A 24,599-nucleotide genomic window follows, 5' to 3' on the forward strand; every position below is an offset into this window, starting at 1 on the left:
AAGAACGGGTTGCGGCAAGCAATCGACTCGACCCGGCGAGGCCAGGTCGTCGGGCGCGCGACGGGGCGGCGGGTGATTATGATCGAAAGCTTCATTGCCTTCTTCGAGGCGCGAATCCTGCCATGGGAGACCGCCCGGCGCGGCCGGCGCCACGCTGCGGGGCTCACGCCGGACGACGGTGGCGCGATCACCACGCTCGCTGCGGTCGCCGAGCGCTTGGGCGGCGCGAAGGTGGTCAGCTTCGATCTCTTCGATACGCTCCTTCTCAGGCGCGGCCTTTCGCCCGAGGCGACGCACCGAAAGACCGCGGGGATGGCGCGGCTGATCGGCGGCGCTGCTGCGGGCGAGGCGATTTTCGCCGCGCGCCACCAGCTTTCCGGCCTGATGAAGGCGCGGATGATCGCCGAGGGAAGCGGCGACGAGCCGCCATTGATCTCTATCTTCCGGGAAGCGTTGACCGGCGCCGGGTTTCGCGGCGACGCGGCGGCGGCCGCCGCGCGGCTCGTCGCCTTCGAGGCGGAGAGCGAGGCGCAGGGCATTGTCGCGGCGCCGGGGGTGGCGAAGCTGCTCCGCGGGTTGAGGGCGAACCGGCTGAAGGTGATCGCCGTCACCGATATGTATTTCCATCGGCCCGAAATCGAACTGATCCTGACGCGCGCCGGGCTCCGCGACCTCTTCGACGAGGTTTTCGTCTCCGCCGATCTCGGCTGGACGAAACGCGGCGGAAAAATATTTCCGCTGGTCGCCGGGCGGCTCGGCGTCGCGCCGGAGGATATCCTACATGTCGGCGACCGGCCCGATAGCGACGTCGCTCCGGCGCGCGCCGCCGGCTGGCGCGCGTTGCACTATCTGGATCGCGCCGGCGTCGCCGATACGACGGCGGCGCACCTCGCCGAAAGTTACGTCCCCTCACCCGGCCTGCGTCGCCGGCGCCTCGCCGCAGCTTACGATATCGCGGCCGACGGCCCGCTTGGCGCACCGGAGCGCATAGTCGACCAGTTGGTCGGCCCGGCGGTGGGCCTGCTGGCGCTCCGCGCGCTGACATTCGCTCAGCGGCGCGGCGCGGCGCGGCTCTATCATCTCACCCGCGACGCTTCGATCATCGGCGAGATCGCGGAAGCGGCGCTGGCGCGCCATCCGCATCTGGCGGAGGACGGGCTACGAATTGTCGAGCTGGCGATCAATCGCGCGCTCGGCGCCCGCCTTCAGGTCCGGCGCGCCGCGGATCTCTGGCGGCTTGGCCCGCTGACCAGCTATATCGCCAAGGAGCCGTTCTCGGTGGCGGCGCTGGCGCGGGCGTTCGACCTGCCTGAGTCCGCGTTCACCGGGCGCCTCCGCGGCGCTTCCGGCCCGGAACTTCAGCAGGCGTTTCGGGACGGCGTGGATACGGAGCCGCTTCTCCAGGCGCTCGACGCCGGGCGAAACGTCGTCGAAACCTATCTGGAGGCGCAGGGTCTGCTCGCCGCCGCGCCCTCGGTCGCCGTCGATATCGGCTATTCCGGCACCTTCGCCGTGCAACTCGCGCCGCTGCTTTTCGATCGCCCGGCGCCGGGCCGGAGCATCGATTTTCTGTTCCTGATGACGAGCCGGTATTTCAACGGCAACACCCGGCGCGTTCATCCCGAGACGCGGATACACCCGGGCCTCGTGCTCGATCATCGTCGCCGCTCTTCGCGCTGGGCGACGTGGAACTTTTCCTGGATCGAGCCCTTTCTGGTCGATCCGGAGCGCGGCCGTCTCCTCGGTTACGAGGCGGGCGAGCCGGTCTTCGCGCCGAGCCCTCATGACGACGCGACGCGGGCCGCGCTGCTGAAGCTGCGCGCGCGAATCCGCGCGCGCGCGCTCAGGTTCATCGACGATTTCCATGGCGCACCGGGCGATCTGGAAGAGGTCGCGGCGCTGCTCCAGCGCCGTTTCTCCCGGTTCGCCGGCCGGCCCCGGCGGGCGGAGATGCGCGCGCTCCGCGCCCTCGCCCATCAGACCGGACAGGTCGAGATCGCGCTTCGCGACCCGACGCGGCGGGTGAACCCGCTGCGGCTTCTCAGCGAGTTGCAGGACATGAAGATGAGCGACAACTGGACGCAGGGCAGCCTGACGCGATCCGGGCTCGGCTTCGTCAACGCGGTGATGGCCGACCGGCCGGAGCGCGACCGGCGCGCCGACACCCGCGCGATGTGGGATTGATCGGCGCCGGACCGGCCGAATAGAAGGGCGACATGAAAAAACTATTCCTCTGCGTCGGGGCGGCGAAGACCGGGACGACCTGGCTCTACAGCACGATCCGAAAGAATCCGGATCTCTGGTTCACGCCGGAGAAGGAGCTGAATTACTTCTTTTCCGTCCACGGCCGCTTCGACCGGCTGACGCAGACGATAAGGGACAAGAAGCTGGAGCGGGTCCGCGAATGGGCCGAAGGCCCCGGAAGCGAGGCCGCGCAGCGCGAGACGCGGCTGGACTGGTACCGGCGCTACGCCGCCGGCCCGATCTCGGACGCGTGGTATCGCGATCTTTTCGCGGGCGCGCCGGAGGACGCCTGGGCCTGCGACTTCAGCCCCTCGACATCGCTCTTGCCGGATGCGGGATGGGAGGCGGTGATGCGCTTCGCGCCGGAGATCCGCATCGTCTACGTCCTGCGCGAACCCGAGGCGCGGCTCTGGTCCCACGCCAAGTTTCACGCCGCCTATATCGGCAAACTCGACGAATTCCAGAACATGTCCCTCGCCGAAATGGAGCGGTTCATCAATCGCTACAGCCTGACGGAGGACGGCGATTACGGCAGCCATCTCAGCCGCATCTATGCGCGCGCGCCGCGCGAGAACGTTCTTCTCATCAAATACGACAGGATCGCGAAGAACCCGCGCGAGGTGCTGCTGGAGGTGGAGGAGCACCTGGGAGTCCGGCGCACCCCGATCCGGTTGCAGCGGCTGGCCGAGCGGGTCAACGTCTCCGAGGACGTGAAGCGCCCGAAAGGGTTCGGCGAAGCCTATCGCCAGCAGTTCGCGCGCGAGATGGACTCTCTCGTCGAGCAGGGCGTCGAGTTCGCGCGCCCCTGGGCCGAACTTCACTCTCGCCGACCGATCGCCCGGCTTCGACGGGCGGCGCGCCGCCTCCGCATCTGACGCGGCGCTGGCCGGTCAGCCGGCCAGCGCGCCGTCGATCTCCGCCCGGTCCGGCATACCGGACGCGGCCCCGTCGCGAGTGACGCTGATCGCGGCGGCCGCGGCGGCGAATTCCAGCGCCACGTCCAGCGGCGCGCCTTCGGCCAGCCGCGCCGCCAGCGCGCCGCAGAAACAGTCGCCGGCGCCGGTCGTGTCCCGCGCCTCGGCCGGTCGCGCCGGCACGCGAAGCCGCCCCGCCTCCGCCAGCGCCAGCGCGCCGCGGGCGCCGAGCGTGACGATCAGCGTCTGGCCGGGGCGGCGAAGCCCGCGCGCGGCGCGTTCGATCTCATCCTCATCCGCCGGATCGGCCGGCTCCGCGCCGGCGTAGCGCGCGAGTTCCGTCTCGTTCACGATCAGGATGTCGGTGAGCGCGAAGAGATCCTCCGGCGGATCGACCGCCGGCGCGGCGTTCAGCACGGTCCGGGCGCCGGCGGCCTTATGCGCGCGGAACGCATCCCGCACCAGTTCGGGCGGCAGTTCGAGCTGAGCCAGCAGGAGCGCGCCGGCGCATGACGGCCCGGCCGCCGCCATGCGCCCGTTCGCGCCGGGGCTGACGACGATCGTATTCTCGCCCTGCGCATCAACGGTGATCAGCGCCGCACCCGAGGCGCCGGCCAGGGTCGCGACGCCCGTCATGTCGACTCCGTAGCCCTCCAACGCCGCGACGGGGTCGAGACCGAAACTCTCGGTCCCGACCGCGCCCCGCATTGCGACCGTCGCCCCGGCCCGCGCGGCGGCGACCGCCTGATTGGCGCCTTTGCCGCCGAGCCGAACCGAAAGCTCGCCCCCCGCCACGGTCTCACCCGCGCGCGGCAGGGCGTTGACGCGCGCGCCGATATCGACATTGATCGACCCAAGCACCACCACGTTTTCCGGCTTCATGCGCCGCTCCTCCGCTCGACGGAGGCCGAGCTTATCCGCTTTGATCAGGGGAATGAAACGCTCTCGCGATCCGGGGCGCGGCGGAATTGACTGCCCGGTCGAATCTCCGGATGCTGCGTCGATGTTATCGCGCCCGCAGCGGGCGCCGACAGGGAGACAAGAGATGAATCTCGTGAAGCTCGCCGCCGCCGCGCTGGTCGCCGCGGGGGGCGCGACCGCAGCCCTCGCGGCCGATATCAAGCCCGCCGTCGTCTATGACATGGGCGGCAAATTCGACAAGTCCTTCAACGAGGGCGTCTATACCGGCGTCAAGAAATTCACCAACGAGACCGGCGTCGCGGTGATGGAGTTCGAGGTCACGTCGGAGACCCAGCGCGAGCAGGCGCTGCGCCGGATGGCAGAACGCGGCGCGACGATCATTCTCGGCGTCGGCTTCGCGCAGGCCGACGCCATCGCCAAGGTCGCCGCCGAGTTTCCGGATACGGAATTCGCCATCATCGACGTCACCTGGCTCGACGCGCCGAATATCCGTCAGTACGGCTTCAAGGAGAACGAGGGCAGCTACCTGATGGGCGTCGCCGCCGCGATGGCCTCGAAGACCGGCAAGGTCGGCTTCGTCGGCGGCATGGACATCCCGCTGATCCGGCATTTCGCCTGCGGTTACGTGCAGGGCGTGAAGGCGACGAAGCCCGGTGACGAGGTGTTCCAGAACATGACCGGCTCCACCCCCGCCGCCTGGAACGATCCGGCCAAGGGCGCGGAACTGGCCCAGAGCCAGATGGACCGCGGCGCCGACGTGATCTATCACGCCGCCGGCGGCACCGGCGTCGGGGTGATCCGCGCGGCGGCGGACGCCGGCAAACTCGCCATCGGCGTCGATTCCAACCAGAACGGCATGGCGCCAGGCCATGTGCTGACCTCGATGCTGAAACGGGTCGACGTCGCCGCCTACGAGACCTTCAAGGACGCCGCCGCGGGCGAATTCGAGACTGGCGTCCGGGTTCTCGGAGCGGCCGAAGGCGGCGTCGATTGGGCGCTCGACGACAACAACGCCGAACTCATCACCCCGGAGATCAAGGCGGCCATAGAGGAGGCGAAGGCGAAGATCATTTCCGGCGAGATCAAGGTCGCCAGCTATTACGACACCGAAAGCTGCCCGGTGAACTGATCTTGGCCGACCACGACAAGGGGGCGGGCGTCGGGGGAGCGGCGCCCGCCTTTGCGCTGGAAGTCCGGGGGATCGACAAATCCTTCGGCGCCGTCAAGGCGAATCGTGATGTTCGCCTGAAGGTCGCGAAAGGCTCAATCCACGGGATCATCGGCGAGAACGGGGCGGGAAAATCCACCCTGATGAACATCCTTTACGGGATGTACGCCGCCGATCGCGGCGAGATCCTGATCGACGGCGAGGAGGTGAAAATGACCTCCTCCGCCGTCGCCATCCGGCACGGGATCGGCATGGTCCATCAGCATTTCATGCTGGTCGCGCCTTTCACCGTGCTGGAGAATGTCATGCTCGGCGCGGAGAAGGATTTTCTCCTCAAGGACTCGGTCGCCGCGACGCGGGAGCTGATCCGCGGCATGGGCGCGGATTACGGACTGGTCGTCGACGCTGACGCGAAAGTCGCGGATCTTCCGGTCGGGCTTCAGCAGCGGGTCGAGATCATCAAGGCGCTCAGGGGCGGCGCGAAGATCCTGATCCTCGACGAGCCGACCGGCGTTCTCACACCGCAGGAGACGGAGGGCTTTTTCGCCATTCTCCGCGCCCTTCGCGACGAGGGGGTGACGATCCTCCTCATCACCCACAAGCTGCAGGAGATCATGGCGCTGACCGACCGGGTCTCGGTGATGCGCCAGGGCGAGATGGTCGCGCATCGGGCGACGGCGGAGACCAGCCGCGAGGAGCTGGCCGAGCTGATGGTCGGGCGCAAGGTGCTGCTGCAAGTCGAGCGGCCCGCGGTCGCCGCCGGCGCGCCGGCGCTGCGGGTCAGCGGATTGCGCTATTCCGACGCCGATGGCGTCGAGCGGATCAAGGGCCTCGATTTCGAAATCAGGGCGGGCGAGCTGCTGGCGGTCGCCGGCGTGTCCGGCAATGGCCAGTCGGAGCTTCTGGACGTCATCGCGGGGATTCTCCAGCCCTCCGACGGCCGCATCGAGATCGGCGACGTGGTGATCGACCGCAGCCATCCGCGCGGCCCGGCGGAAATGCGCGATCTCGGCGTGAGCCATGTGCCCGAGGACCGACATCACCGCGGCCTGATCCTGCCCTTCGACGCGAAGGAGAACTGCATTCTCGGCTTTCAGGACGGGCCGGCGGCCGGTGCGGGCTATACGCTCGACCGGGCGCATATCGCCGCGCGCGCGGCGCGGCATGTGGAGGAGTTCGACGTCCGCCCGCCGACGGCGGAGCTGCGCGCTGCGCAATATTCCGGCGGAAACCAGCAGAAGCTGGTGCTGGCGCGCGAGATCGACGCGGCGCCAAAGGTGCTGCTGGTCGGGCAGCCGACGCGCGGCGTCGATATCGGCGCCATCGAATTCATCTACAAGCGCCTGATGAAGCTGAAGGCGGCGGGCTGCGCGATCCTGCTCGTCTCGGTCGAGCTCGAAGAGGTGCTGTCGATCGCCGACCGCATCCTCGTCATGTCGAATGGCGAGCAGACAGGGCTGATCGACCGGGCGGAGGCCGACGAGCGTGCGCTCGGCCTGATGATGGCCGGGGTGACGTCGGAAACGGCGCTGGAGGCGGCGACATGAACCACCCGCCGCTGCCGGCCTGGGCCGATCTGGGCCTTCTGCCGCTCCTCAACATCCTCGCCGCGTTCGTCGTCTCCGGGTTGATTATAGCGGCCATCGGCGAGAACCCGCTCAACGCGCTGGTGGTGATGATGAAGGGGGCCTTCGTCTACAAGGGCGGGCTCGGCTACACGCTCTATTACACCACGAACTTCATCTTCACCGGGCTCGCGGTCGCCGTCGCCTTCCACGCCGCGATGTTCAATATCGGCGGCGAGGGGCAGGCCTATATCGGCGGGCTCGGGGCAGGGTTGGCGGTCCTGGTCGCCGACCAGTTCCTGCCGGGGATTCTGCTCATCCCCTTCGCGGTGATCTTTTCGGCGCTGTTCGGCGCGGCCTGGGCCTTCATCCCCGGCTGGCTGCAGGCGACGCGCGGCAGCCATATCGTCATCACCACGATCATGTTCAACTTCATCGCCGCCTCGCTGATGGTCTCGCTGCTCGCCGGGCCGCTGATGCGCTCCGGGCAGGGCGCGCCCGAGACCCGGCCCTTCGCCGAGGCGGCGAAGATGCCTTATGTCCACGACATGCTGGCGGCGGTCGGGATCGAGACCGCGCGCTCGCCGCTGAACGCCTCGCTGTTGATCGCGCTTGGCGCCGCCGTGCTGGTCTGGTTCGTGGTCTGGCGCACCCGGTTCGGCTACGCGCTACGCGCCATGGGGGCGAGCCCCGGGGCGGCGGAATACGCCGGCATGAACACGGTGCGGATCACCGTGCTCACGCTGCTCTTGTCTGGCGGGCTGGCCGGGCTGATGGCCTCCAACGCGGTTCTGGGCGAGCCGCACAAACTCGTCCTCAACTTCACCGGCGGCTATGGCTTCACCGGGATCGCGGTGGCGCTGATGGGGCGCAATCATCCAGTCGGCGTGGTCCTCGCGGCGCTCCTCTTCGGCGCGTTGACCCAGGGCGGCACCGAGCTCGACTTCGAATTCCAGACCATCACCCGCGAGACCGTGCAGGTGGTGCAGGGGCTGATCATCCTCTTCTCCGGGGCGCTGGCCTATCTCTTCGCGCCGGCGGTGGCGCGGGCGCTCGCGCTCATAGCCGCGCGGCGGGGGGCTGCGGCGTGAGCGAGTTCCTCTTTCAGCTCGCGCTCACTTTCGACGCGACTCTGCGGGTCGCGACGCCGCTGATCCTCGCCGGCATGGCGGGCATCTTCTCCGAGCGTTCCGGCGTCATCGACATCGGGCTGGAGGGGAAGATCCTCGCCGGGGCGTTCTCCGCCGCCGCGGTGGCGCATCTCACCGGCTCGCCCTGGATCGGGCTGCTGGCCGCCATCGCCACCTCGATGCTGCTGGCGCTGCTGCACGGTTTCGCCTGCATCACCGCGCGCGGCAATCAGGTGATCTCCGGGCTGGCGATCAACATCCTCGCCTCGGCGCTGACCGTCACCGTCGGCATCGCGCTCTTTCGCCGGGGCGGCGGGACGCCGTCGCTGGCCCCCGATGAGCGCCTGCCAGCGATCGACCTGCCGTTTGCGGATGCGCTTTCCGGCGTTCCGCTGATCGGCGCGCTCTATTCCGAGATTCTGTCGGGACACCGAATTCTCGTCTATGTCGCGCTGCTCGCGGTGCCGCTGACCGCCTGGCTGCTTTACCGGACCCGATTCGGGCTTCGGCTCCGCGCGGTCGGCGAAAGCCCGGAGGCGGTGGACAGCGCCGGGGTCTCCGTCCACCTGATGCGCTACAAGGCGGTGCTCTTGGCCGGCGTATTCACCGGGGTCGCCGGGGCCTATCTATCCATCGCCCATGGCGGCGAGTTCGGGCGGGAGATGTCGGCGGGGAAGGGCTATATCGCGCTCGCGGCGGTGATCTTCGGTAAGTGGCGGCCCGTTCCGACGCTCTTCGCCTGCCTCCTCTTCGGGTTTCTCGGCGCCGCCGCCGACCGGCTCCAGGGGCGGGAGTTGCCGCTGATCGGCGCCGCGCCGACCGACCTGATGATCGCGCTGCCCTATATCCTGACGGTGGTGCTTCTGGCCGGGTTCATCGGCAAGGCGACGCCGCCGCGCGATATCGGCGAGCCTTATCCGAAATCGAAGTAAGGCGGCTCAAACGCCGAGCCGGGCCTCAAGCAGCCCTGGCTCGGCGCGGAGCGCGTCGCCGGTCAGCGTCTCCCGGTTGCGGCCGTTCTCGATGAAGCAGGCCCGATCGGCCAACGCCAGCACCGCGTCGATCCGCTGCTCGACGAGGACGACAGCGACGCCTTCCCGTTTCAGCCGCAGCGTCACGTCGCGAATGAGATCGACCATCGAGGGCTGAAGCCCCTCTGTCGGCTCATCGAGGAGGAGCACCCGAGGCTCGAGGCAGAGCGCGCGGGCGGTCGCCAGCATCTGCTGCTCGCCCCCGGAAAGCGTATCCGCCCGCTGGTCGAGCCGCTCGCGTAGCCGGGGGAAGAGATCGAGCGCGCGCTCGCGAACATCAGACCCGGCGCGGCGGACCATCAGCGCGATCTCGATATTCTCGGCGACTGTAAGCTCGGCGAAGAGTCGCCGTCCCTGTGGGACGTAGCCGACGCGGCGGCGCGGAACCTCATGGGCGGGCAGCCCCGCGATCTCCTCACCGTCCAGCATGACGCGGCCGGCGCTGGCCGGTATGAGGCCCATTATCGCCTTCAGCGCCGTCGTCTTGCCGGCGCCGTTGCGACCAAGCAGGCAGGTGATCTCACCGGACCGCGCGATCAGGTCAAACCCGAAGAGGATGCGGACGTCGCCATATCCGGCGTCGAGTCCTTCCACGCGCAGCATCAGACGCGCCCGAGATAGGCGGATTGAACCGCCTTGCTGGCGCGAATCTCATCGGGGCGCCCCTCGGCCAGCACCGCGCCGAAATTGAGCACGGTGATCCGGTCGGCGGTCTCCATCACCACGCTCATGTTGTGTTCGATCAGCAGAATGGTGACTTGGCCCTTCAGCGCCCGGATCAGCGCCTTGAACCCGGCGATCTCGTTCTCAGCAAGGCCCTGGGTCGGTTCGTCGAGGATCATGAGCCGGGGCGCCTGCGCCAGTCCCATCGCGATCTCCAGCAACCGCTGGTGACCGTAGGAAAGCGCGCCGGCCGGCGTCGTCTCGGGCTCGACCAGCCCGACCCGTTCAAGCGCGGCGCCGACCGCATCGGCCACCGCCGCCCGGTCGCGCCCGAGCCGGGGGCGGGCCGCGAGGGCGACATTCTCGAAGATCGAGAGTCTCGCGAAAACCGAGGTGATCTGGAACGTGTAGGCGATGCCAAGTCCGATCCGCCGATGCGCCGGCAGATGCGTGACGTCGGCGCCGTCGAAGCGCACCCGTCCGCCGCTCGCGGCGACGCGCCCGGAGACAAGGCCGACGAATGTGGATTTTCCGGCTCCGTTCGGCCCGATCAGCGCCCGGACCTCGCCCTGCGGCAGGTCGAAATCGACCGCGTTGACCGCGACCAGTCCACCGAAACGGCGGGTGAGGCCGGATGTGGAGAGAAGGCTCATGGCAGCCACCTCCAGATCCGCCGGCGAAGCTCTCCCGCCAGACCTTGCGGCGCGAAGAGCGTCAGAAGCACCAGCGCCAGCCCGGCGATCAGCATATAGGCCGTCGTGAAACCGGAGGAGAGATCGATCAGGTAGAACATCAGGAGCGCGCCGATCAGCGGCCCGATCAGTGTGCCGGCCCCGCCGAGAAGCACCCAGAGAAGCGGCAGGATCGAATATTGCACCGCCGCGAAGCTCGCGCCGGCGTAACCGAAAAGAAGCGCGTAGCCGGCCCCGGCGGCCCCCGACATCACGCCGGAGATGATCACCGCGAAAAGCTTCAGCCGCGTGACGTCATAGCCCAGCATCCGCGCACGTTCCTCGTTCTCGCGGATCGCGATCAGCGCGCGCCCGAACGGCGCCTGCACCAGCCACGAGAGGATCATTAGCGAGAGCGCGAAGAGAAGCAGCGCGGCGAAAAAGCGGTTCAGGCTGTCGGAAAGGTCGATTCCGGCCACCACGCGCTGCGCTTGTCCGATCACGAAACCCTCGTCGCCGCGGGTCAACTCGCCGAAAAAGAGGATCGTCAGATACCCCGCCTGCGCGAACATGAGCGTGACGATCATGAAGGCGACGCCGGAGGTGCGGAGCGCGAGAAACCCGACGACGGCGGAAACAACGAGCGCCGCGATCAATCCGGCGAGGAAACCCGGCTCCGGAGCGAAACCGAAATGCTCCATCGGTAGCGCCAGACCGTACATGCCGACGGAGAAAAAGAGGGCGTGCCCGAGGCTGAGAAGGCCGGTGTAGCCGAAGAGGAGATTATACCCCATCGCATAGACCGCGAGCACCATGATCCGCGACAGGTTCCCGGAATGATACTCCGGCAGCACGAAGGGCGCGGCCGCGAGCACGGCGATCAGCGCCCCGTGGAGGAGCGCGGCTTTCGTCTCCCCCCTCACGCCGCGCGCTTCCCGAAAAGCCCCTGCGGGCGAAAGACCAGGACGAAAGCGACAAGCAGCGTTGCGAGGATCTTCGCCAGCGTCGGGTCGAAGAAGATCGATATGATCCCGTCCGACATGCCGATCAGCACCGCCGCGACCACCGTGCCGGGGATCGAGCCGAGCCCGCCGATGATGACGACGATGAAGGAAAGGAGAAGCGGGTCGCCCCCCATCAGATAATGCGCCTGCTGGATCGGCGCGACGAGCACGGCCGCCATTGCAGCGAGCCCGGCCCCGAGCCCGAAGGTGAGCGCATAGACGCGACCGACATTGACGCCGAAAGCGCGCGCCATCTCCGAGTCCATCTGGCTGGCGCGCAGGAGGAGCCCGATGCGCGTGCGGGTCATCAGCAACCAGATTCCGCCGAGGACGATCGCCGCGGCGCCGACCACGAAGAACTTGTAGGTCGAGTAGCCGAACCACGGAAAATAGATCCGGTGGCTGAACGGCGCCTCGACCGGCCGCGCCTCCGGCCCGTAGGACATCAGCGCGGTTTGCTGAAGGATGTAGAGAATGCCGATGGTGGCGACGATGGTCGCTTCCGGGTCGTAATTCAGCCGGCTCAGCACCAGCCGGTCCACCAGCGCGGCGACAGCGCCGACGAAGAGGGGCGCGACGACCAGCGCCGTCACGAACCCCCAGACCGGCGCGCCGCCGACCTGATCGCCGATCCACCAGGCGGTGACCGCGCCGAGCATGAAGAACTCACCATGCGCGACATTGACCACCCGCATCACCCCGAAGACCAGCGACAGCCCGACCGCCGTCAGCGCCAGCACCGCCGCGGCGACCGCGCCCTCGAGCGAGGCGAGGAGGAGATAGGGGCCGAAATCCATCGTCAGGCGGCGCAGCCCGAAGGCCGCGCCGGGGTCTCAGAACGACATCGAAGTGTAGTCGACCTCATCCGGATAGAACGTATCCTCGATCGAGGTGGTGTGTTTGCGGATCAGCTTTCCGCCCTCGACTCTAGAGATGTACTGGTGGCCGAAAACCTGGTGGGTCTTGCCGTTGAAGATCTTGGCGCCCTGCGGGTGGTCGTCGGACAGCGGCATTTCGGTCATCGCCTCGACCGCCTCGACAAGCTTCTCGCGGTCTTCCGGCCCCTTGTAGCCAGCCGTCTCCATCCCGGCCTTGACGATGTTCAGCGTCTCCCAGCAGCCGAACATATGGGCGTAGGTCGAGACATCCCGCGCGTCGGAGATCGAGGCGCCGTTCTCGTCCACGCCGACCGCTTCGCGATACATCTTGTCATGGCTGGTCTGGTCGGCCTGCGCGTAGCGCGGCGCACCCTCCCAGAAATAGCTGCCCTCCAGAAATTCGAGGCCAGGAGAGGCGATATCGACCGCCTCCAGACTGTCGATAAACCCGAAGAGCGCCGGGGCGTTCGGCCCGTAGAATTCGCCAAGCTCCTTCACGAAGGTCAGGACGGCGGGACCGACCATGACGTGATAGATCACCTCTGTCTCGCGCGGGATCTTCGGGAAATACCTGGTGAAGGATGTCTCCGTCGGCGGGATGGCGATCATCTCCAGCACCTCGCCCCCCTGGGCCTTCAGCGCGGCCGAGAAGTTGTCGCGATGGTCGTGGCCGAAAGCGAAATCCGGGTAGATCATCGTGACTTTCTTGCCGAGATTCCCGCCGACGAAGGGCGCCATCGCCTGCACCTGGCTCTTCACGTCAGTGATGCCGGGCTGGAGAGTCCACCGGTTGAGCATGCCGGAGGCGACATGATGACCCTCGGAGACCACGAAATAGGGAATCTTCAATTCCCCGGCGCGTGGGGCGGAACCGATCACGACGTGGCTGAAGAGCGTGCCGAAGGCGATGTCGCAGCCGTGCTGGGTGGCGAATTTCTCCACCACTTCGGCGCCGCGCTTGGGGTCCGTCCCGTCATCTTCGGCGATGATCTCGACCGGGCGGCCGTTGATCCCGCCCATGTCGTTGATACGTTTCGCGGCGGCCTGCGTCGTCCGATCGTACCAGCGGCCGTAGGCGGCGCCGATGCCGGTGCGGTGAACCTGAAAGCCGATCCTGATCGGCGCGGCGCTTTGCGCCTGGGCCGGTCCGATGAGGCGTGGGAGCGCGGTCGCGCCGACCAGCGCGCCGGTTCCCGCGCCAATCAGTTTCAGCGCGCTCCGTCGCGTCGGCGCCGGATGCGAGAACGAATCCTTAGACATGCCAGTCCCCCTGCCTCATAGCGACGCCGCCGCGACTTCCGGATCCTGCGCCCAGCTGATGTGCGAATGAAATCATCGGTGCGGCGCGGCTTGGGCGTCAACCCCCTTTCGGCGCGGCGAGCAGCCAGAGGCCGAGGAAAGTGTAGCCGGTCATGAAGATTGAGAGCGGCGCCAGCGCAAGGCTGGCCCTCCGTCCCTTGCCGAAAAGGCGCGCGCCGAGCGCATGAGCGAGGAGCACGGCGAGGACATGGCCGGCGACGACCGCGCCAGCCTGCGCCAGAAAGATCATCCGCACCGTGTCGGTGGTGTTGAAGAACCCTGTCGTCACATAGAAGGTCCCGAGGCCGAGAAGATCGGCGCCCCGGCCCAGCGGGTCGGAAGTGGCGGCGAGGGCGTATTGGCCCTCGACCATCGCCGATGTCAGGTAATGCGCGAAGTGATAGGCGAAGCCGATCGGCAGGACCGAGGGCGCGAGCCGGCGGAAGGCCCGGGAGAGGCCCGGCGCCTCCGGCCCGTTGAGCGCGAGGCCGAGCCGGATCGAGAGCGCGAACGCGCCGATCAGAAGAAGGTTGACCGCGACCAGCCCCGCCAGCGTCTCGCCGATCAACGCGGATCGGCCGGGATGCTCCAGCGGGTTCACGCCGATGAAGGTGAACCAGTAAAAGGTCTCGTTGAGCCCGTCGAAACTTCCGGTTCCGAGGATCAGCAGCGTGAAGATCGCGCCGGAGAGCGCGGGCGGCGCGGCGGCGGCGATGCGCCATCCGGGCGGCCCGAGCCGGACGCCGCCGGGCCGAAGCCGAAACGGGGCGAGCAGGGCGAACCAGCGCATCAAGATGGTCAGGAATTCGGCTTGCCGGCGCCACGGCCCGGCGCCGAAGGCGAGCATCCCGGCCAGGGTCGCCGCCCAGTAGATCATGGCGAAGAACGCGAGCCGGTCGGGGTCCGTCGGCGCCGGGTCGGCGAGAGCGAAGCCCGCGAAGGCGAGCAGCAGGACGCATCCCGGCCAGCAGCCGAACGCGCGCGGCGAGCGCAAGGGCGCGGCCCCGCCCCGCGCGATCAGGCGGTAGGGGCCTTCCCACGGATTGAGCATCGACCAGAGATCGCCGAAGACACCCTGCGCCAGCACGAGACCGACCCAGAACACGGTCCAGAAATAGAGCGGCAGCGGATTTGCGAGGGGATCGCGCGCGCCGGTGAACCCTGCGGCGACAAGCAGCGCGAAAACGAGGAATGAGATCCAGGAGAGAACGGGCGCGGGACGCCGGCCCGGGCTGCGGCGGAGGCGCGCGCCGCGAAACAGCCGCGCGGCGCTCGCGGCCGGCGAGACTGAGGCGAGCCCGACGGTCAGCGCGACGACGGCGACCCCGGCGCCAAGATACATGTCGGTCGGCAACAACAGCACCAGCCCGCCCTCGGAAGCATGCGCGAGCGCGCGGCTGGGCGCCAGCACCGCGGGAAACGCGAATCCGGCGAGATTGACGATGCGACTTCGAGCCAACATGCTGACCGCAATACCCATGGGCGGCGGAGGCGACAAATGAATTTCCGGCTGGGGGCCGCGCTCCTGTTGTTGGTCCTGGCGTTCGGAGCCGCGCTCTATCTCAGCGGCGGCGACGATGACGCGCTCCGCCTCTCGGGCGCCGCAGCCCGGATCGCGCCGGGCGCGGACGGGGGGACGCTTGAGGTCACGATGGTGATCGAAGCCGCAGGCGGCCCCGACCGGCTGCTCGGCGCCTCATCGCCCGAGGCCGAGAGCGTCACGATCATCGGCGCGCGCGATCCCGCGGGCCTGCCGATCCCCGAAGGGGCGACCGCCAGCCTCGCGGCGGACGGCGCGCATCTTGTCGCGACCGGAGTTTCCGGCGCACTCGACGAGGGCCGACTCATTCCGCTCACTCTGCGCTTCGAAACGGCCGGCGAGGCGAGCGTGAAAGCCCGTCTGGGCGCGGGCGGCGGCATGAGCCACGCGATGATGGGTCACGCCATGGGCGAGACGCTGGACGCGACGCTTTCGCTGCAGGTGACGCCAGAGGGCGCGGGCTGGCGGATCGTCGCGACGGCGCCGGGGTTCAGCTTCGCGCCCGAGACCATGGACGGCCCGCATGTCGCCGGCGAAGGCCACGCTCATCTCTATATCGGCGGGCTGAAGATCATGCGAATGACCGCCCCGGAAGCGCTGATCGGGGCGCTGCCGCCGGGGTCGCATGAGGTGACGCTGACGCTGAACACCAATGACCACCGCCCCTACCTGAACGGTGGCGCTCCGATATCCGCTACGGCGCGGGTCGAAGTCGAATGACGCCGTTTCCGCTTTGACAGCGCGCGCCTTGTTCATCTCTATGCAAACAAAGGGAGAGGGGGCGCGATGATGGCGGACGGCGGACGGATTGTCGGCGTCGATGTGGGCGGCACCTTCACCGACCTCGTGCTGATAGACGGTGAGACCGGCGCGGTCCGGCTCGCCAAGGCGCCGAGCACGCCGGACAATCAGGCCTTCGGCGTCCTCGCCGCGCTGGACGAGGCGGAGGCCGCGTTGGCCGACGTCGATCTCATCGTCCATGGGACGACGACGACGACGAACGCGGTTCTGGAGCGGAAATTCAGCCGCACGGGCCTGATCACGACGGCGGGCTTTCGCGATGTGCTGGAACTGGGCCGGCGTACGAGACCGGCGCCCTATGGCATGGTCGGCGCGCACCGCCCGATCATTCCGCGCGATCTGCGCCTTGAAGTCGCCGAGCGGATGGACGCGGCCGGCGGAGTGGTGACGCCGCTCGACGAGGCCGGGGTCGCTGCGGCGGCGCGCTGGCTGCTCGACGCGGGCTGCGAGGCGCTGGTGATCCATTTCCTCCACGCCTACGCCAATCCGGCGCATGAGGTGCGCGCGGCCGAGATCGCCGGGACGCTCTGGCCGAACGCCTATGTCACGATGGGCCACGCGCTGCTGGCGGAGAGCCGGGAATACGAGCGCGGCGTAACGGCGGCGGTCAACGCCTCCGTCCAGCCGCTTCTTGAGCGATATCTCGCGCGGCTGGTCGATGAGCTGGCGACGAAGGGCTATCGCAAGGACGTCTTGGTGATGAACGGCAATGGCGGCATGGTCTCGGCCCGGCTGGTGGCGCGGGAGGCGGCGAAAACCGTGATGTCCGGCCCGGCTTCCGGCGTCATCGCGGCGGCGCGTACCGGGCGAGCGGCGGGGATCGGCGATCTGATCACCTATGACATGGGCGGCACCTCCACCGATGTCGCGCTGATCCGCGACGCGGTTCCGGCGGTCTCCTCGGAGATCGAGGTGGACTACGCGCTGCCGATCCATGTGCCGATGGTCGATGTCCGGACCGTCGGCGCCGGCGGCGGCTCCATCGCGCATGTCGACGCCGCCGGGCTCTTGCAGGTCGGGCCGGAGAGCGCGGGCGCGGCGCCGGGGCCGATCTGCTACGGGCGCGGCGGTATGCGGCCGACGATCTCAGACGCCAATCTCCTCCTCGGCCGGCTCGACCCGGCGCGGCTGAAATCGGTCGAGGGCGGCGTGACCGCGGAGGCGGTCGCGGCGATCTTCGCGGCCGAGATCGGCGCGCCGCTCGGACTCGATGCGACCGGCGCGGCGGCGGCGGTGATCGAGGTCGCGAACGCCCGGATGGCCGGCGCGATCCGCATGGTTTCCGTCTCGCTCGGCGCCGATCCGCGGGATTTCGCGCTGTTCGCCTTTGGCGGCGCCGGCCCGCTCCACGCCGCGGCGCTGGCGCGCGAAATGGGCGCGCCGCGCGTGCTGGTTCCGGCCCGGCCCGGCGTCACCAACGCGCTCGGCTGCGCGCTGGCCGATCTCAGGCACGATTTCGTCAGGACGCTGAATCGTCCGCTCGACGCGGTGGACGAGGCGGCGCTGCACGGGATTTTCGCCGAGCAGATCGCGGAAGGCGAAGCGCTTCTCGACCGGGAGAGTGTGGCGATGTGCGGCCGGGAGAAGTTTCACTCCGTCGATATGCAGTTCACCGGCCAGTCGCATGTTCTGAACGTGCCGCTCGAGGGGCCGACGCCAACGCGGAACGGGCTGCGCGAACGCTTCGCCGCGGTCTATTTCGCCCGTTTCGGGATCGAACTGACCGGCGCGCGGGTCAATCTCGTCAATGTCGCGACCTCCGTGATCGGCGAGCGCCCGGCGGTCGATCTCGCGGCGCTGATCGATCCGGCCGGGCGGCGCGGCTCGCTCCGGGAGGCGGAGACGGCGCGCCGGCCGGTCTGGTTCAAGGGCGGCTGGCGCCCGACGCCGGTCTACCGGCGCGAATGGCTGCCGCTCCGCTTCACGCTCAAGGGCCCGGCGGTGATCGAGCAGATGGACGCCACCGTGCTGGTCGGCCCCGGCGACCGGGCGACAGGCGACGCCATCGGCGACATCCTGATCGACGTGACGGGAGCGGCGGAATGAGCATCGATCCGATCACCCTTTCGGTCATTCAGGCCGGGCTTCAGCAGGCCTGCGCGGAGATGGACCTCGCCTTTTCCCGCGCCGCCTTCTCGCCGATCATCGCGGAGGCGAACGACCGCGCCGACGGCATATACGACGCCAGGGACGGCGCGCTGATCGCGCAGGGCATCAGCGGGCTGCCGGTCTTCGTCGGGGTGATGGAGGCCTCGACACGGACGATCATCGAGCGGATCGCATCGGGGGAGACGGCGGCGCCCGAGCCGGGCGACACCTATATCGTCAACGACCCCTATCTCGGCGGCACGCATCTGATGGATGTGCGGTTCGCGCGGCCCTACTGGCGTAAGGATGAGATTTTCTGCTGGCTCTCAAATACCGGGCACTGGCCGGATATCGGCGGCGCGGTGCCGGGCGGTTTCTCCGCCTCGGCGACGGCGGTGGAGCAGGAGGGGCTGCGCCTGCCGCCGGTCAAGCTTTTCAAGAAGGGCGTTCTGGACCCCGAGATCTACGCGATCATCTGCTCGAACATCCGCGTCGCCGACCAGCGCATCGGCGATGTGAAGGCGCAGGAGGCGGCGCTTCGTATCGGCGAGGAACGGCTCGGCGCGATTCTCGACCGCTATGGCGACGAAACGGTTCGCGAAGCGATCGCGGAGCTTCGCGTCCGCGCCGCGGCGCAGATGCGCGCCTGTCTCGACGAGGTGCCGGACGGCGACTATGCCGCCACGGCTTTTGTGGACAGCGACGGCGTGGTGAACGAGCCGCTGGCGATCCGGCTGAAGGCGGCGAAGGCCGGGGGGCGGCTCCGTTTCGATTTCGCCGGCTCCAGCCCGCCCTGCGCCGGGCCGATGAACTCGGTATGGGCGACCACGCTGTCCTCGGTCTATCTCGCCATGCGCCACATCTTTCCCGAGGCGCCGATGAACGCCGGCGCGTTCGAGCCGCTGGAGGTGATCCGGCCAACCGGAACCTTCCTCGACGCGCAGTACCCGCACCCGGTTTCGGGCTGCGCCGCGGAGGTCAGCCAGCGGATCGCCGAGGCGGTGTTCCTCGCGCTGGCCGAGGCTCTGCCACACCGCGTCACCGCCGCGCCGGCGGGCACCAGCGGCAATCTCGGCCTCGGCGGACATGATCCGGCGCGCGGGCGCGATTTCGTCATGTATCAGCTTTCGGGCGGCGGTTATGGCGGCTCGGCGCGCGGCGACGGGCTTTCGAACGGCTGCTCGACCATCGGCATCTCCAAGGCGCCTCCGGTCGAGATCATGGAACAGAATTTCCCGGTGCTCTATCGGCGCTATGCGCTCCGCGAGGGTTCCGGCGGCGCCGGGCGGCAGCGCGGCGGTTTCGGTCTGGATTACGAGATCGAACTCAGGCGCGGCGCGGCGCGCGCCAGCTTCGTGATGGATCACGGCCGTTTCGGCCCGCCCGGCGTCAGGGGCGGCGGCGACGGCGCGGTGAATGAGGTGACGCTCTGGCGTTGCGGCGAGACCTACAGGCCGGCGCACCTCTCAAAGGAGCAGGACATCCCGCTCTCCGCCGGCGACCGGATCCGGGTCCTGACGCCGGGCGGCGGCGGCTATGGCGCGCCGTTCGAGCGCGACCCGGAACTGGTGGCTGAAGATGTGCGCCTGGGGCGCTACGAAGCGGGAGAGGCGCGACGCCTTTTCGGCGTCGCGCTTGACGCCGGTGTAGTGGACGCGGCGGAGACGGCCCGGCTCCGCCGCTGAACGCTCTCACGCGAGAGCCGATCCGGTCCGGCGCTACTCGGCGGAATCCGCGCTTTCGGCGTTGAGCTGCATGTATCTCTCTTCGCCGATCTTGCCCATCAGTTCGAGCTGGGTTTCAAGAAAATCGATATGCCCTTCCTCATCGGCGATCAGCTCCTCGAAAAGCGCCTTTGAGATATAGTCGCCGATCTTTTCGCAATGCTTGCGCGCCTCCTTGTACAGCGCATGAGCGTCCTGCTCGGCGGCGAGGTCGCATTCCAGCGTCTCCTTCACCGTCTCGCCGATCCGGAGCGGGTCGAGCGACTGGAGATTCGGGTGCCCCTCGAGAAAGATGATCCGGTCGATCAGCTTGTCGGCATGGTGCATCTCCTCCAAGCTTTCCTCACGGGATTTCTTCGCGAGCTTGCCGACGCCCCAATCGGCCTGAAGCCTGTAGTGGAGCCAGTACTGGCTGACCGCCGTCAATTCGCTGCGCAGCGCGCGATTGAGGTAGTCGATGGCTTTGACGTCGCCTTTCATGGGCCTTCTCCTGATTTCCTGCCCCTGCGCATGTCGCGCAGGTCCGGCGGTAGGTCTGCACTTAGTTCGGCCCGCATATTATTCACGAAAAGGCGCATGCAGCCACCACATTCCGGCGAGCGGCCCAATGCACGATAAACCTTGCCGGGAGTAACGATCGCGGTCGGATCGGCGGCGCGCATCCAGGTGATCGCGGCGCGAATATCGGCTGAAGTGATTCCGGCGCAGGAGCAGACAATCATGACCTAAAGCCCACTGGCGAAATTTGTCGTCTTGCGAGAGCGCGTGCGATTCGCGCGGATCGCAACGGCGAAACCGCCGCCGCAGGTCGGCGTCAGGCGAAGTCGCCGCAAACAGTCCCGTTCAGTCAAGTCCGGCCTCCTCAAGGATTCGGTCCCGCCAGGCTGACGCCGAGGGGCCGAGAAAAGCCTGACGAAAAGCGTTTGTTATGTCAATCTGGTCGAGATCACCCTTTGCAGAGGCCACACCGTGATCCACGTAGTTTCGGGAGCGCGGTTGGCTGGCCGAGCGACCGGCTTCGTTCGGGACAATATCCGGCGGTAGTGGCCCGCTTCATGTCGGACGAGCCGCGACACAACGGTACTTCAAGGACCTTCAGCTATTCATCCTTCGCTCCATCTTTGGAAAACTTAAAGAGTTCAGGCGCGTATTTCGCGGTAATCCCATGAGCGAACGCGGAGATCAGCACCGCCGAGATCGCGATTTCGACGACATCTCCGATCATCTGCATGCCTTCGAAATCCATAGCCACGAAGACCGCGAAGAGCGCGGTGGCGAGGCCGCGCGGCCCGAACCAGCCGTAGAAAAGCCGTTCATTGGCCGAGGTCGCGGTCCCGATCAGCGAAATCCACATTGCAGCCGGGCGGACGACCACGAGCGAAAGAACGATGATCAGGAAGCCGGCGGGCGTCAGACGCTCGAGCGCCTCCGGAATGAAGAGCGCGCCGATGAAGAAGAAACTGAGCATGGCGAGGAACTGGCCGTCGCCTTCCAGGAAATGGCTCGCGGGCAGGGCCGAATCCTTCGCGGCGTTGGCGTAGGCGATCCCGGCGACGTAGACGGCGACGAAGGCGTTGCCCCCGACATGCTCGGCGGCGAAGTAGATGAACCCGACGAGCATCAGCATGGTCACCTGGCCCAGTTCCTTGTCCATCACTCCATGCTCGATGACATGGTTTTGCAGCTTGCCGATAGCGAAACCTCCCAGCAGCCCGACGGCGGCGCCAATGCCGATCTGGGAGGCGATGAGCCTTACCAGCGCGCCGTCCCCGAGTGTCGGGTCGGCTTCGCCCACGGCAAGGCCGGCGAAGAAGATCACGAAGGGGAGGGCGAGGCCGTCATTGAGCCCGCTTTCCGCGTTCATGGCGTCGCGAAAGGATTGTGGAATGCGTTCGTTGGACCGGATCGATTGCCCCAGCGCAGCGTCCGTCGGCGCGAGGAGCGCGGCCAGGAGGAAGGCTTCCCAGATCGGCCAGTTCGGCAGGATCATCAGGTTGATCAGCGCGCCGAGAACGATGGCGATCGGCAGCCCCAGCAGCAGCATCCGCCTCGTTCGTTGGCCGATCGTTTTCAGCGCCGTCCGGCGCAGGGTCGTCGCATCGGCGAAAAGCAGCACCGCCAGCGTGACCTCGGCCAGATGATGAAAGGTCGTGGCTGTTTCCACGGTCAGCGCCGTGGCGTTGTCTCCGACGATCACGCCGACGAGCAGGCCGAGTGCGAGGAAGACCATCGGCATCGTGACGCCAAGCGAGCCGATCCTGGCCGAGTACATGCAGTAGACGAGCATCGCCAACGCGATGTAGGCGAAATAATGTTCCATAACCCGCCTTGTTACTTGGTCAGGGGGCTTCTTCCAATTGCGAAATTTCTGTCACTTCTTCCGACGGAAGATGGGCGCCGGTTCGCGTTGCTCCGCTCCTGGATTCGTTCGACCGTCGGCCGCGCCCCAGTCGCCGTTCGGGGGAGACCCGCCCTCCACCACGATCCGCGCTCCGACCCTGCCGCGGCGCGGTCGTCGTCGCAACGGTAGCTTGAGGATCTTCAGCGCCGGCTGGCGGCCGGTTTTCGGCATCGCCCCACTGAACCGGGGCTGCGCAGGGCGCGCGGTCGAATCCGTCGTTGAAATTCTTCGGCGGTTTCGGGCAACGTTGCGCGCGCCCCGATTTCCTCAGGCCGGAAGGCGGCCCGTATCGCTCGGGGCGAGAGACAAGGACAGCCCGGATGAAAGCGAGCCTCTTGTTGATCACAGCGCTTGCGCTGAGCGCGGCGATCGCGCTTTGGGGCATACTGGACCCACAGGGACTGGGCGCCGGGGCCGCCGCCATCGTCGGCGCCCAGTTCGACAGCCGGGGCTGGTTCATCATGCTGACAGCCAGCGGGCTTCTGTTCGCCGCGATCTTCCTGGCCTTTTCCCCGCTGGGTTCGATCCGTCTCGGGCCGGAGGGATCGAAACCGGAATTCTCCACGCCGTCGTGGATCGCGATGCTGTTCGCGGCCGGCATGGGCGTGGGCCTTCTGTTCTATGGCGCCGCGGAGCCTCTTACACATTTCGGCGCGTTGAGCGCCCATTTCACGCCGCCCCGGGCCGCTGGCCTCGCCCTGTTCGTGACCTATCTGAACTGGGGTTTCCACGCCTGGGCCATCTACGGCATGGTCGGCCTCGTCATCGCGTATTTCGGCTTCCGACATGGTCGGCCGCTATTGCTGAGCGCGCCGGTGCGCCAATCCTTCGGCGATGCGTCATGGGTGCGCGCAATGGGCTGGGTGTTCGACCTGCTCGCCATCGTGGCCATCGCCGTGGGATTGGCCGGCTCGCTCGCCATGGGCGTCTTTCAGGTCCAGGCGGGCCTGGCGGGCATGCTTGGCGTCCCGCCCTCCGCGGCGATGACCGGCGGCGTTTTTGCGGCGATGTGCATCGGTTTCGCCATTCCGCTTCGGCTCGACCTGGGCGACGGCATGGCGCGGCTATCGAACATCGCCATGGCCATCGCCATCGGCCTGATGCTTTATCTCCTCGTGGTCGGCCCGACGTCATACCTGATGAACGGGATCGTCACCGGTTTCGGGCGATACGCCGCTCACGCGCTGCCCGCCGGCTTCGCCACGGCGGAATTCTTCGAGGACGATGTCATCGCCTGGTTTCAGGGCTGGACGCTCAACTACATGATCTGGTGGCTGGCCTGGTCGCCCTTCGTCGGAGTTTTCATCGCCCGCATTTCGCGTGGGCGCACGATACGCGAGTTTCTCGGCGGGGTTATCCTGGCGCCGACGCTCTTTTCCGTCATCTGGTTCGGGGTGTTCGGCGGGTTGGGATTCTTCGATGCGCTGCGCGTCGAGGGCGTGCTCGCCGCGGTCAACATGCAGAGCCTAGACGCCACGACCTTCGCCCTGCTTGAACGGTTTCCGCTCGCTGGGCTGACAACTGGAGCGACCATAGTCGCCGCATTTCTCTTCGTCGTGACCTCCGTGGTCAGCGCCGGTTTCGTCCTCGCCATGTTTGCGACGGGCGGCGACAAGAACCCGCCGGTGCGCCTGCGCCTGACCTGGGGGGCGGTGCTCGCCGCTCTGGGCCTGGCGATGGTTCTGGTCGGCGATGTCGAACTGGTTCGGGCCGTGATCGCGCTGTCTGCAATCGTCTTCATCTTTATCGTCCCGATCCTGGTCCTTTGCTTGTTTCGGTCCTTGTTGCGGGAGAACGACGGATGAACGGCTCTCTCGTCGACACCATGCTGAACCTGTTGGTCTTCGCCTATCTCGGCTTCCTGGTCTGGCTCGCCATTCGGCCACGTCCCTGATGCGCCGCGACCCGACGCTTCGCACGGACAAGGCGGCCGCCTGGCGCCCCTTGGCCGAATCCACGCAGCCCGCGCCTCCGTCGACATCGCCGACCGGGTGAGGGCGGCCCAAGCAAACCGCGAATGCGACCTCGCGCGGGTGACGATCCATCGAGAGCGATGATCCGACGATTCGCGTCTCTTGTCGGCAAAGCAACGCGGTGAGCGGCTGCGGAGGCGACGGCGACACGCCACCTCGACATCGAGTTCGAAGAACGCCGTCCCGCTTCAGCGTTACAAACCGTCCGGACGATCGCCGCCGCAATTTTTCCCGTTCAACCCGGACCCGGACGACTGGCGCCAGATGACCGCCGGAGCGTGGGACCGGCCTTCGCGCGCTTGGCCGAACCGCGAGATCGTCGACGCAATCCTCTCCGTGACGCAGGCGGGGCGACGGTGGCGGCGTTCGCGCGAGGCCCCGCGAACGTGGGGAGTTGTTCGCGTTGGCTTGCGCCGCCGCGCGGCGGGGGGAGGCAGGCCCGCGCGCCACGATCAACAGACGCGGAAAAGCGGCGACGACGCCACAGCCCGCAATTCTTTATGAGAGTCGTACTTTGACAATGCCTATCCTTGTGTTAATCGCCTAAAAGGGGAGTGGCGCTCAGTGCTCGCAGCACTGACCCC

General features: G+C 67.6%; 20 protein-coding genes. 10 read left to right on the forward strand and 10 right to left on the reverse strand.

Features of this window, described 5'->3' with window-relative positions; all coding sequences use genetic code 11:
* The first annotated feature begins 78 nt into the window (after positions 1–78).
* Together G5B40_RS12120 and G5B40_RS12125 are read left to right on the forward strand one after the other, a co-directional pair.
* A complete protein-coding gene (locus tag G5B40_RS12120; RefSeq protein ID WP_246209849.1) occupies positions 79–2,184 on the forward strand; it encodes an HAD family hydrolase in 2,106 nt (701 codons plus the stop codon).
* Between the two features lie 32 nt (positions 2,185–2,216).
* The gene (locus G5B40_RS12125) at positions 2,217–3,119 is read left to right on the forward strand and encodes a sulfotransferase domain-containing protein (protein WP_165098973.1); all 903 of its coding nucleotides are present in this window, start codon (positions 2,217–2,219) and stop codon (positions 3,117–3,119) included.
* A gap of 15 nt (positions 3,120–3,134) precedes the next feature.
* On the opposite strand, the gene G5B40_RS12130 is transcribed toward G5B40_RS12125, so the two are convergent.
* Positions 3,135–4,040, reverse strand: coding sequence for a ribokinase (locus G5B40_RS12130; protein WP_165098975.1), 906 nt, complete (start codon positions 4,038–4,040; stop codon positions 3,135–3,137).
* A gap of 163 nt (positions 4,041–4,203) precedes the next feature.
* Here G5B40_RS12130 and G5B40_RS12135 point away from each other — a divergent pair, with 163 nt between their 5' ends.
* Genes G5B40_RS12135 through G5B40_RS12150 form a run of 4 tightly spaced genes read left to right on the forward strand, consistent with a single transcriptional unit; the run spans position 4,204 to position 8,874 of the window.
* The gene (locus G5B40_RS12135) at positions 4,204–5,208 is read left to right on the forward strand and encodes a BMP family lipoprotein (RefSeq protein ID WP_165098978.1); all 1,005 of its coding nucleotides are present in this window, start codon (positions 4,204–4,206) and stop codon (positions 5,206–5,208) included.
* A 2-nt stretch (positions 5,209–5,210) separates the two neighbouring features.
* Positions 5,211–6,794: an ABC transporter ATP-binding protein gene (locus tag G5B40_RS12140; RefSeq protein WP_165098981.1), complete on the forward strand. Its 1,584-nt coding sequence runs from the start codon at positions 5,211–5,213 to the stop codon at positions 6,792–6,794.
* The gene (locus G5B40_RS12145) at positions 6,791–7,903 is read left to right on the forward strand and encodes an ABC transporter permease (protein ID WP_165098983.1); all 1,113 of its coding nucleotides are present in this window, start codon (positions 6,791–6,793) and stop codon (positions 7,901–7,903) included. Before G5B40_RS12140 ends, G5B40_RS12145 begins: the two co-directional genes overlap by 4 nt.
* Positions 7,900–8,874 carry an ABC transporter permease gene (locus tag G5B40_RS12150; RefSeq protein WP_165098985.1) on the forward strand — a complete coding sequence of 325 codons (975 nt, stop codon included), beginning with the start codon at positions 7,900–7,902 and terminating at the stop codon, positions 8,872–8,874. Before G5B40_RS12145 ends, G5B40_RS12150 begins: the two co-directional genes overlap by 4 nt.
* Positions 8,875–8,880: 6 nt before the next feature.
* On the opposite strand, the gene G5B40_RS12155 is transcribed toward G5B40_RS12150, so the two are convergent.
* The 6 genes from G5B40_RS12155 to G5B40_RS12180 all read right to left on the reverse strand — a co-directional run bounded on the left by G5B40_RS12155 (position 8,881) and on the right by G5B40_RS12180 (position 14,950).
* Positions 8,881–9,576: an ABC transporter ATP-binding protein gene (locus tag G5B40_RS12155; protein ID WP_165098987.1), complete on the reverse strand. Its 696-nt coding sequence runs from the start codon at positions 9,574–9,576 to the stop codon at positions 8,881–8,883.
* The gene (locus tag G5B40_RS12160; RefSeq protein WP_165098989.1) at positions 9,576–10,289 is read right to left on the reverse strand and encodes an ABC transporter ATP-binding protein; all 714 of its coding nucleotides are present in this window, start codon (positions 10,287–10,289) and stop codon (positions 9,576–9,578) included. The genes G5B40_RS12155 and G5B40_RS12160 overlap by 1 nt, the downstream gene beginning before the upstream one ends.
* Positions 10,286–11,230 carry a branched-chain amino acid ABC transporter permease gene (locus G5B40_RS12165; RefSeq protein ID WP_246209488.1) on the reverse strand — a complete coding sequence of 315 codons (945 nt, stop codon included), beginning with the start codon at positions 11,228–11,230 and terminating at the stop codon, positions 10,286–10,288. Before G5B40_RS12165 ends, G5B40_RS12160 begins: the two co-directional genes overlap by 4 nt.
* The gene (locus G5B40_RS12170) at positions 11,227–12,108 is read right to left on the reverse strand and encodes a branched-chain amino acid ABC transporter permease (RefSeq protein WP_165098992.1); all 882 of its coding nucleotides are present in this window, start codon (positions 12,106–12,108) and stop codon (positions 11,227–11,229) included. Before G5B40_RS12170 ends, G5B40_RS12165 begins: the two co-directional genes overlap by 4 nt.
* A 36-nt stretch (positions 12,109–12,144) precedes the next feature.
* The gene (locus G5B40_RS12175) at positions 12,145–13,449 is read right to left on the reverse strand and encodes an ABC transporter substrate-binding protein (RefSeq protein WP_165098995.1); all 1,305 of its coding nucleotides are present in this window, start codon (positions 13,447–13,449) and stop codon (positions 12,145–12,147) included.
* Between the two features lie 97 nt (positions 13,450–13,546).
* Positions 13,547–14,950 carry a hypothetical protein gene (locus G5B40_RS12180; protein ID WP_246209489.1) on the reverse strand — a complete coding sequence of 468 codons (1,404 nt, stop codon included), beginning with the start codon at positions 14,948–14,950 and terminating at the stop codon, positions 13,547–13,549.
* A 36-nt stretch (positions 14,951–14,986) separates the two neighbouring features.
* Between G5B40_RS12180 and G5B40_RS12185 the strand changes: the two genes are divergently transcribed.
* The 3 genes from G5B40_RS12185 to G5B40_RS12195 all read left to right on the forward strand — a co-directional run bounded on the left by G5B40_RS12185 (position 14,987) and on the right by G5B40_RS12195 (position 19,602).
* The gene (locus tag G5B40_RS12185) at positions 14,987–15,748 is read left to right on the forward strand and encodes a copper chaperone PCu(A)C domain-containing protein (RefSeq protein WP_165098998.1); all 762 of its coding nucleotides are present in this window, start codon (positions 14,987–14,989) and stop codon (positions 15,746–15,748) included.
* Positions 15,749–15,814: 66 nt separating this feature from the next.
* On the forward strand, positions 15,815–17,875 hold the full coding sequence (locus G5B40_RS12190; RefSeq protein ID WP_165099001.1) for a hydantoinase/oxoprolinase family protein: 2,061 nt from the start codon (positions 15,815–15,817) through the stop codon (positions 17,873–17,875).
* A complete protein-coding gene (locus G5B40_RS12195; RefSeq protein WP_165099003.1) occupies positions 17,872–19,602 on the forward strand; it encodes a hydantoinase B/oxoprolinase family protein in 1,731 nt (576 codons plus the stop codon). Before G5B40_RS12190 ends, G5B40_RS12195 begins: the two co-directional genes overlap by 4 nt.
* Before the next feature lie 33 nt (positions 19,603–19,635).
* Here G5B40_RS12195 and bfr read toward each other — a convergent pair whose 3' ends face one another.
* From bfr to G5B40_RS12210, 3 genes are all read right to left on the reverse strand, one after another.
* Positions 19,636–20,121 carry a bacterioferritin gene (gene bfr / locus G5B40_RS12200; protein WP_165099006.1) on the reverse strand — a complete coding sequence of 162 codons (486 nt, stop codon included), beginning with the start codon at positions 20,119–20,121 and terminating at the stop codon, positions 19,636–19,638.
* Positions 20,118–20,363 (reverse strand): (2Fe-2S)-binding protein, encoded by a 246-nt coding sequence (locus tag G5B40_RS12205; protein WP_165099009.1) that lies wholly within the window; start codon positions 20,361–20,363, stop codon positions 20,118–20,120. The genes bfr and G5B40_RS12205 overlap by 4 nt, the downstream gene beginning before the upstream one ends.
* Positions 20,364–20,740: 377 nt before the next feature.
* The gene (locus tag G5B40_RS12210; RefSeq protein WP_165099012.1) at positions 20,741–21,961 is read right to left on the reverse strand and encodes a cation:proton antiporter domain-containing protein; all 1,221 of its coding nucleotides are present in this window, start codon (positions 21,959–21,961) and stop codon (positions 20,741–20,743) included.
* Between the two features lie 401 nt (positions 21,962–22,362).
* Between G5B40_RS12210 and G5B40_RS12215 the strand changes: the two genes are divergently transcribed.
* The gene (locus G5B40_RS12215) at positions 22,363–23,847 is read left to right on the forward strand and encodes a BCCT family transporter (RefSeq protein WP_165099014.1); all 1,485 of its coding nucleotides are present in this window, start codon (positions 22,363–22,365) and stop codon (positions 23,845–23,847) included.
* Positions 23,848–24,599 lie beyond the last annotated feature (752 nt).

Origin of the sequence: Pikeienuella piscinae (assembly GCF_011044155.1) — a bacterium.
Lineage (GTDB): Bacteria > Pseudomonadota > Alphaproteobacteria > Rhodobacterales > Rhodobacteraceae > Pikeienuella > Pikeienuella piscinae.

Bases quoted from the DNA above. Each gene is read 5' to 3' on its own strand.
- G5B40_RS12205 (WP_165099009.1), bottom strand. From the start codon at position 20,363: ATGATTGTCTGCTCCTGCGCCGGAATCACTTCAGCCGATATTCGCGCC.
- G5B40_RS12210 (WP_165099012.1), bottom strand. From the start codon at position 21,961: ATGGAACATTATTTCGCCTACATCGCGTTGGCGATGCTCGTCTACTGC.
- G5B40_RS12190 (WP_165099001.1), top strand. From the start codon at position 15,815: ATGATGGCGGACGGCGGACGGATTGTCGGCGTCGATGTGGGCGGCACC.
- G5B40_RS12155 (WP_165098987.1), bottom strand. From the start codon at position 9,576: ATGCTGCGCGTGGAAGGACTCGACGCCGGATATGGCGACGTCCGCATC.
- G5B40_RS12185 (WP_165098998.1), top strand. From the start codon at position 14,987: ATGAATTTCCGGCTGGGGGCCGCGCTCCTGTTGTTGGTCCTGGCGTTC.
- G5B40_RS12130 (WP_165098975.1), bottom strand. From the start codon at position 4,040: ATGAAGCCGGAAAACGTGGTGGTGCTTGGGTCGATCAATGTCGATATC.
- G5B40_RS12180 (WP_246209489.1), bottom strand. From the start codon at position 14,950: ATGTTGGCTCGAAGTCGCATCGTCAATCTCGCCGGATTCGCGTTTCCC.
- G5B40_RS12120 (WP_246209849.1), top strand. From the start codon at position 79: ATGATCGAAAGCTTCATTGCCTTCTTCGAGGCGCGAATCCTGCCATGG.
- G5B40_RS12175 (WP_165098995.1), bottom strand. From the start codon at position 13,449: ATGTCTAAGGATTCGTTCTCGCATCCGGCGCCGACGCGACGGAGCGCG.
- G5B40_RS12135 (WP_165098978.1), top strand. From the start codon at position 4,204: ATGAATCTCGTGAAGCTCGCCGCCGCCGCGCTGGTCGCCGCGGGGGGC.
- bfr (WP_165099006.1), bottom strand. From the start codon at position 20,121: ATGAAAGGCGACGTCAAAGCCATCGACTACCTCAATCGCGCGCTGCGC.
- G5B40_RS12215 (WP_165099014.1), top strand. From the start codon at position 22,363: ATGAAAGCGAGCCTCTTGTTGATCACAGCGCTTGCGCTGAGCGCGGCG.
- G5B40_RS12125 (WP_165098973.1), top strand. From the start codon at position 2,217: ATGAAAAAACTATTCCTCTGCGTCGGGGCGGCGAAGACCGGGACGACC.
- G5B40_RS12195 (WP_165099003.1), top strand. From the start codon at position 17,872: ATGAGCATCGATCCGATCACCCTTTCGGTCATTCAGGCCGGGCTTCAG.
- G5B40_RS12145 (WP_165098983.1), top strand. From the start codon at position 6,791: ATGAACCACCCGCCGCTGCCGGCCTGGGCCGATCTGGGCCTTCTGCCG.
- G5B40_RS12160 (WP_165098989.1), bottom strand. From the start codon at position 10,289: ATGAGCCTTCTCTCCACATCCGGCCTCACCCGCCGTTTCGGTGGACTG.
- G5B40_RS12170 (WP_165098992.1), bottom strand. From the start codon at position 12,108: ATGGATTTCGGCCCCTATCTCCTCCTCGCCTCGCTCGAGGGCGCGGTC.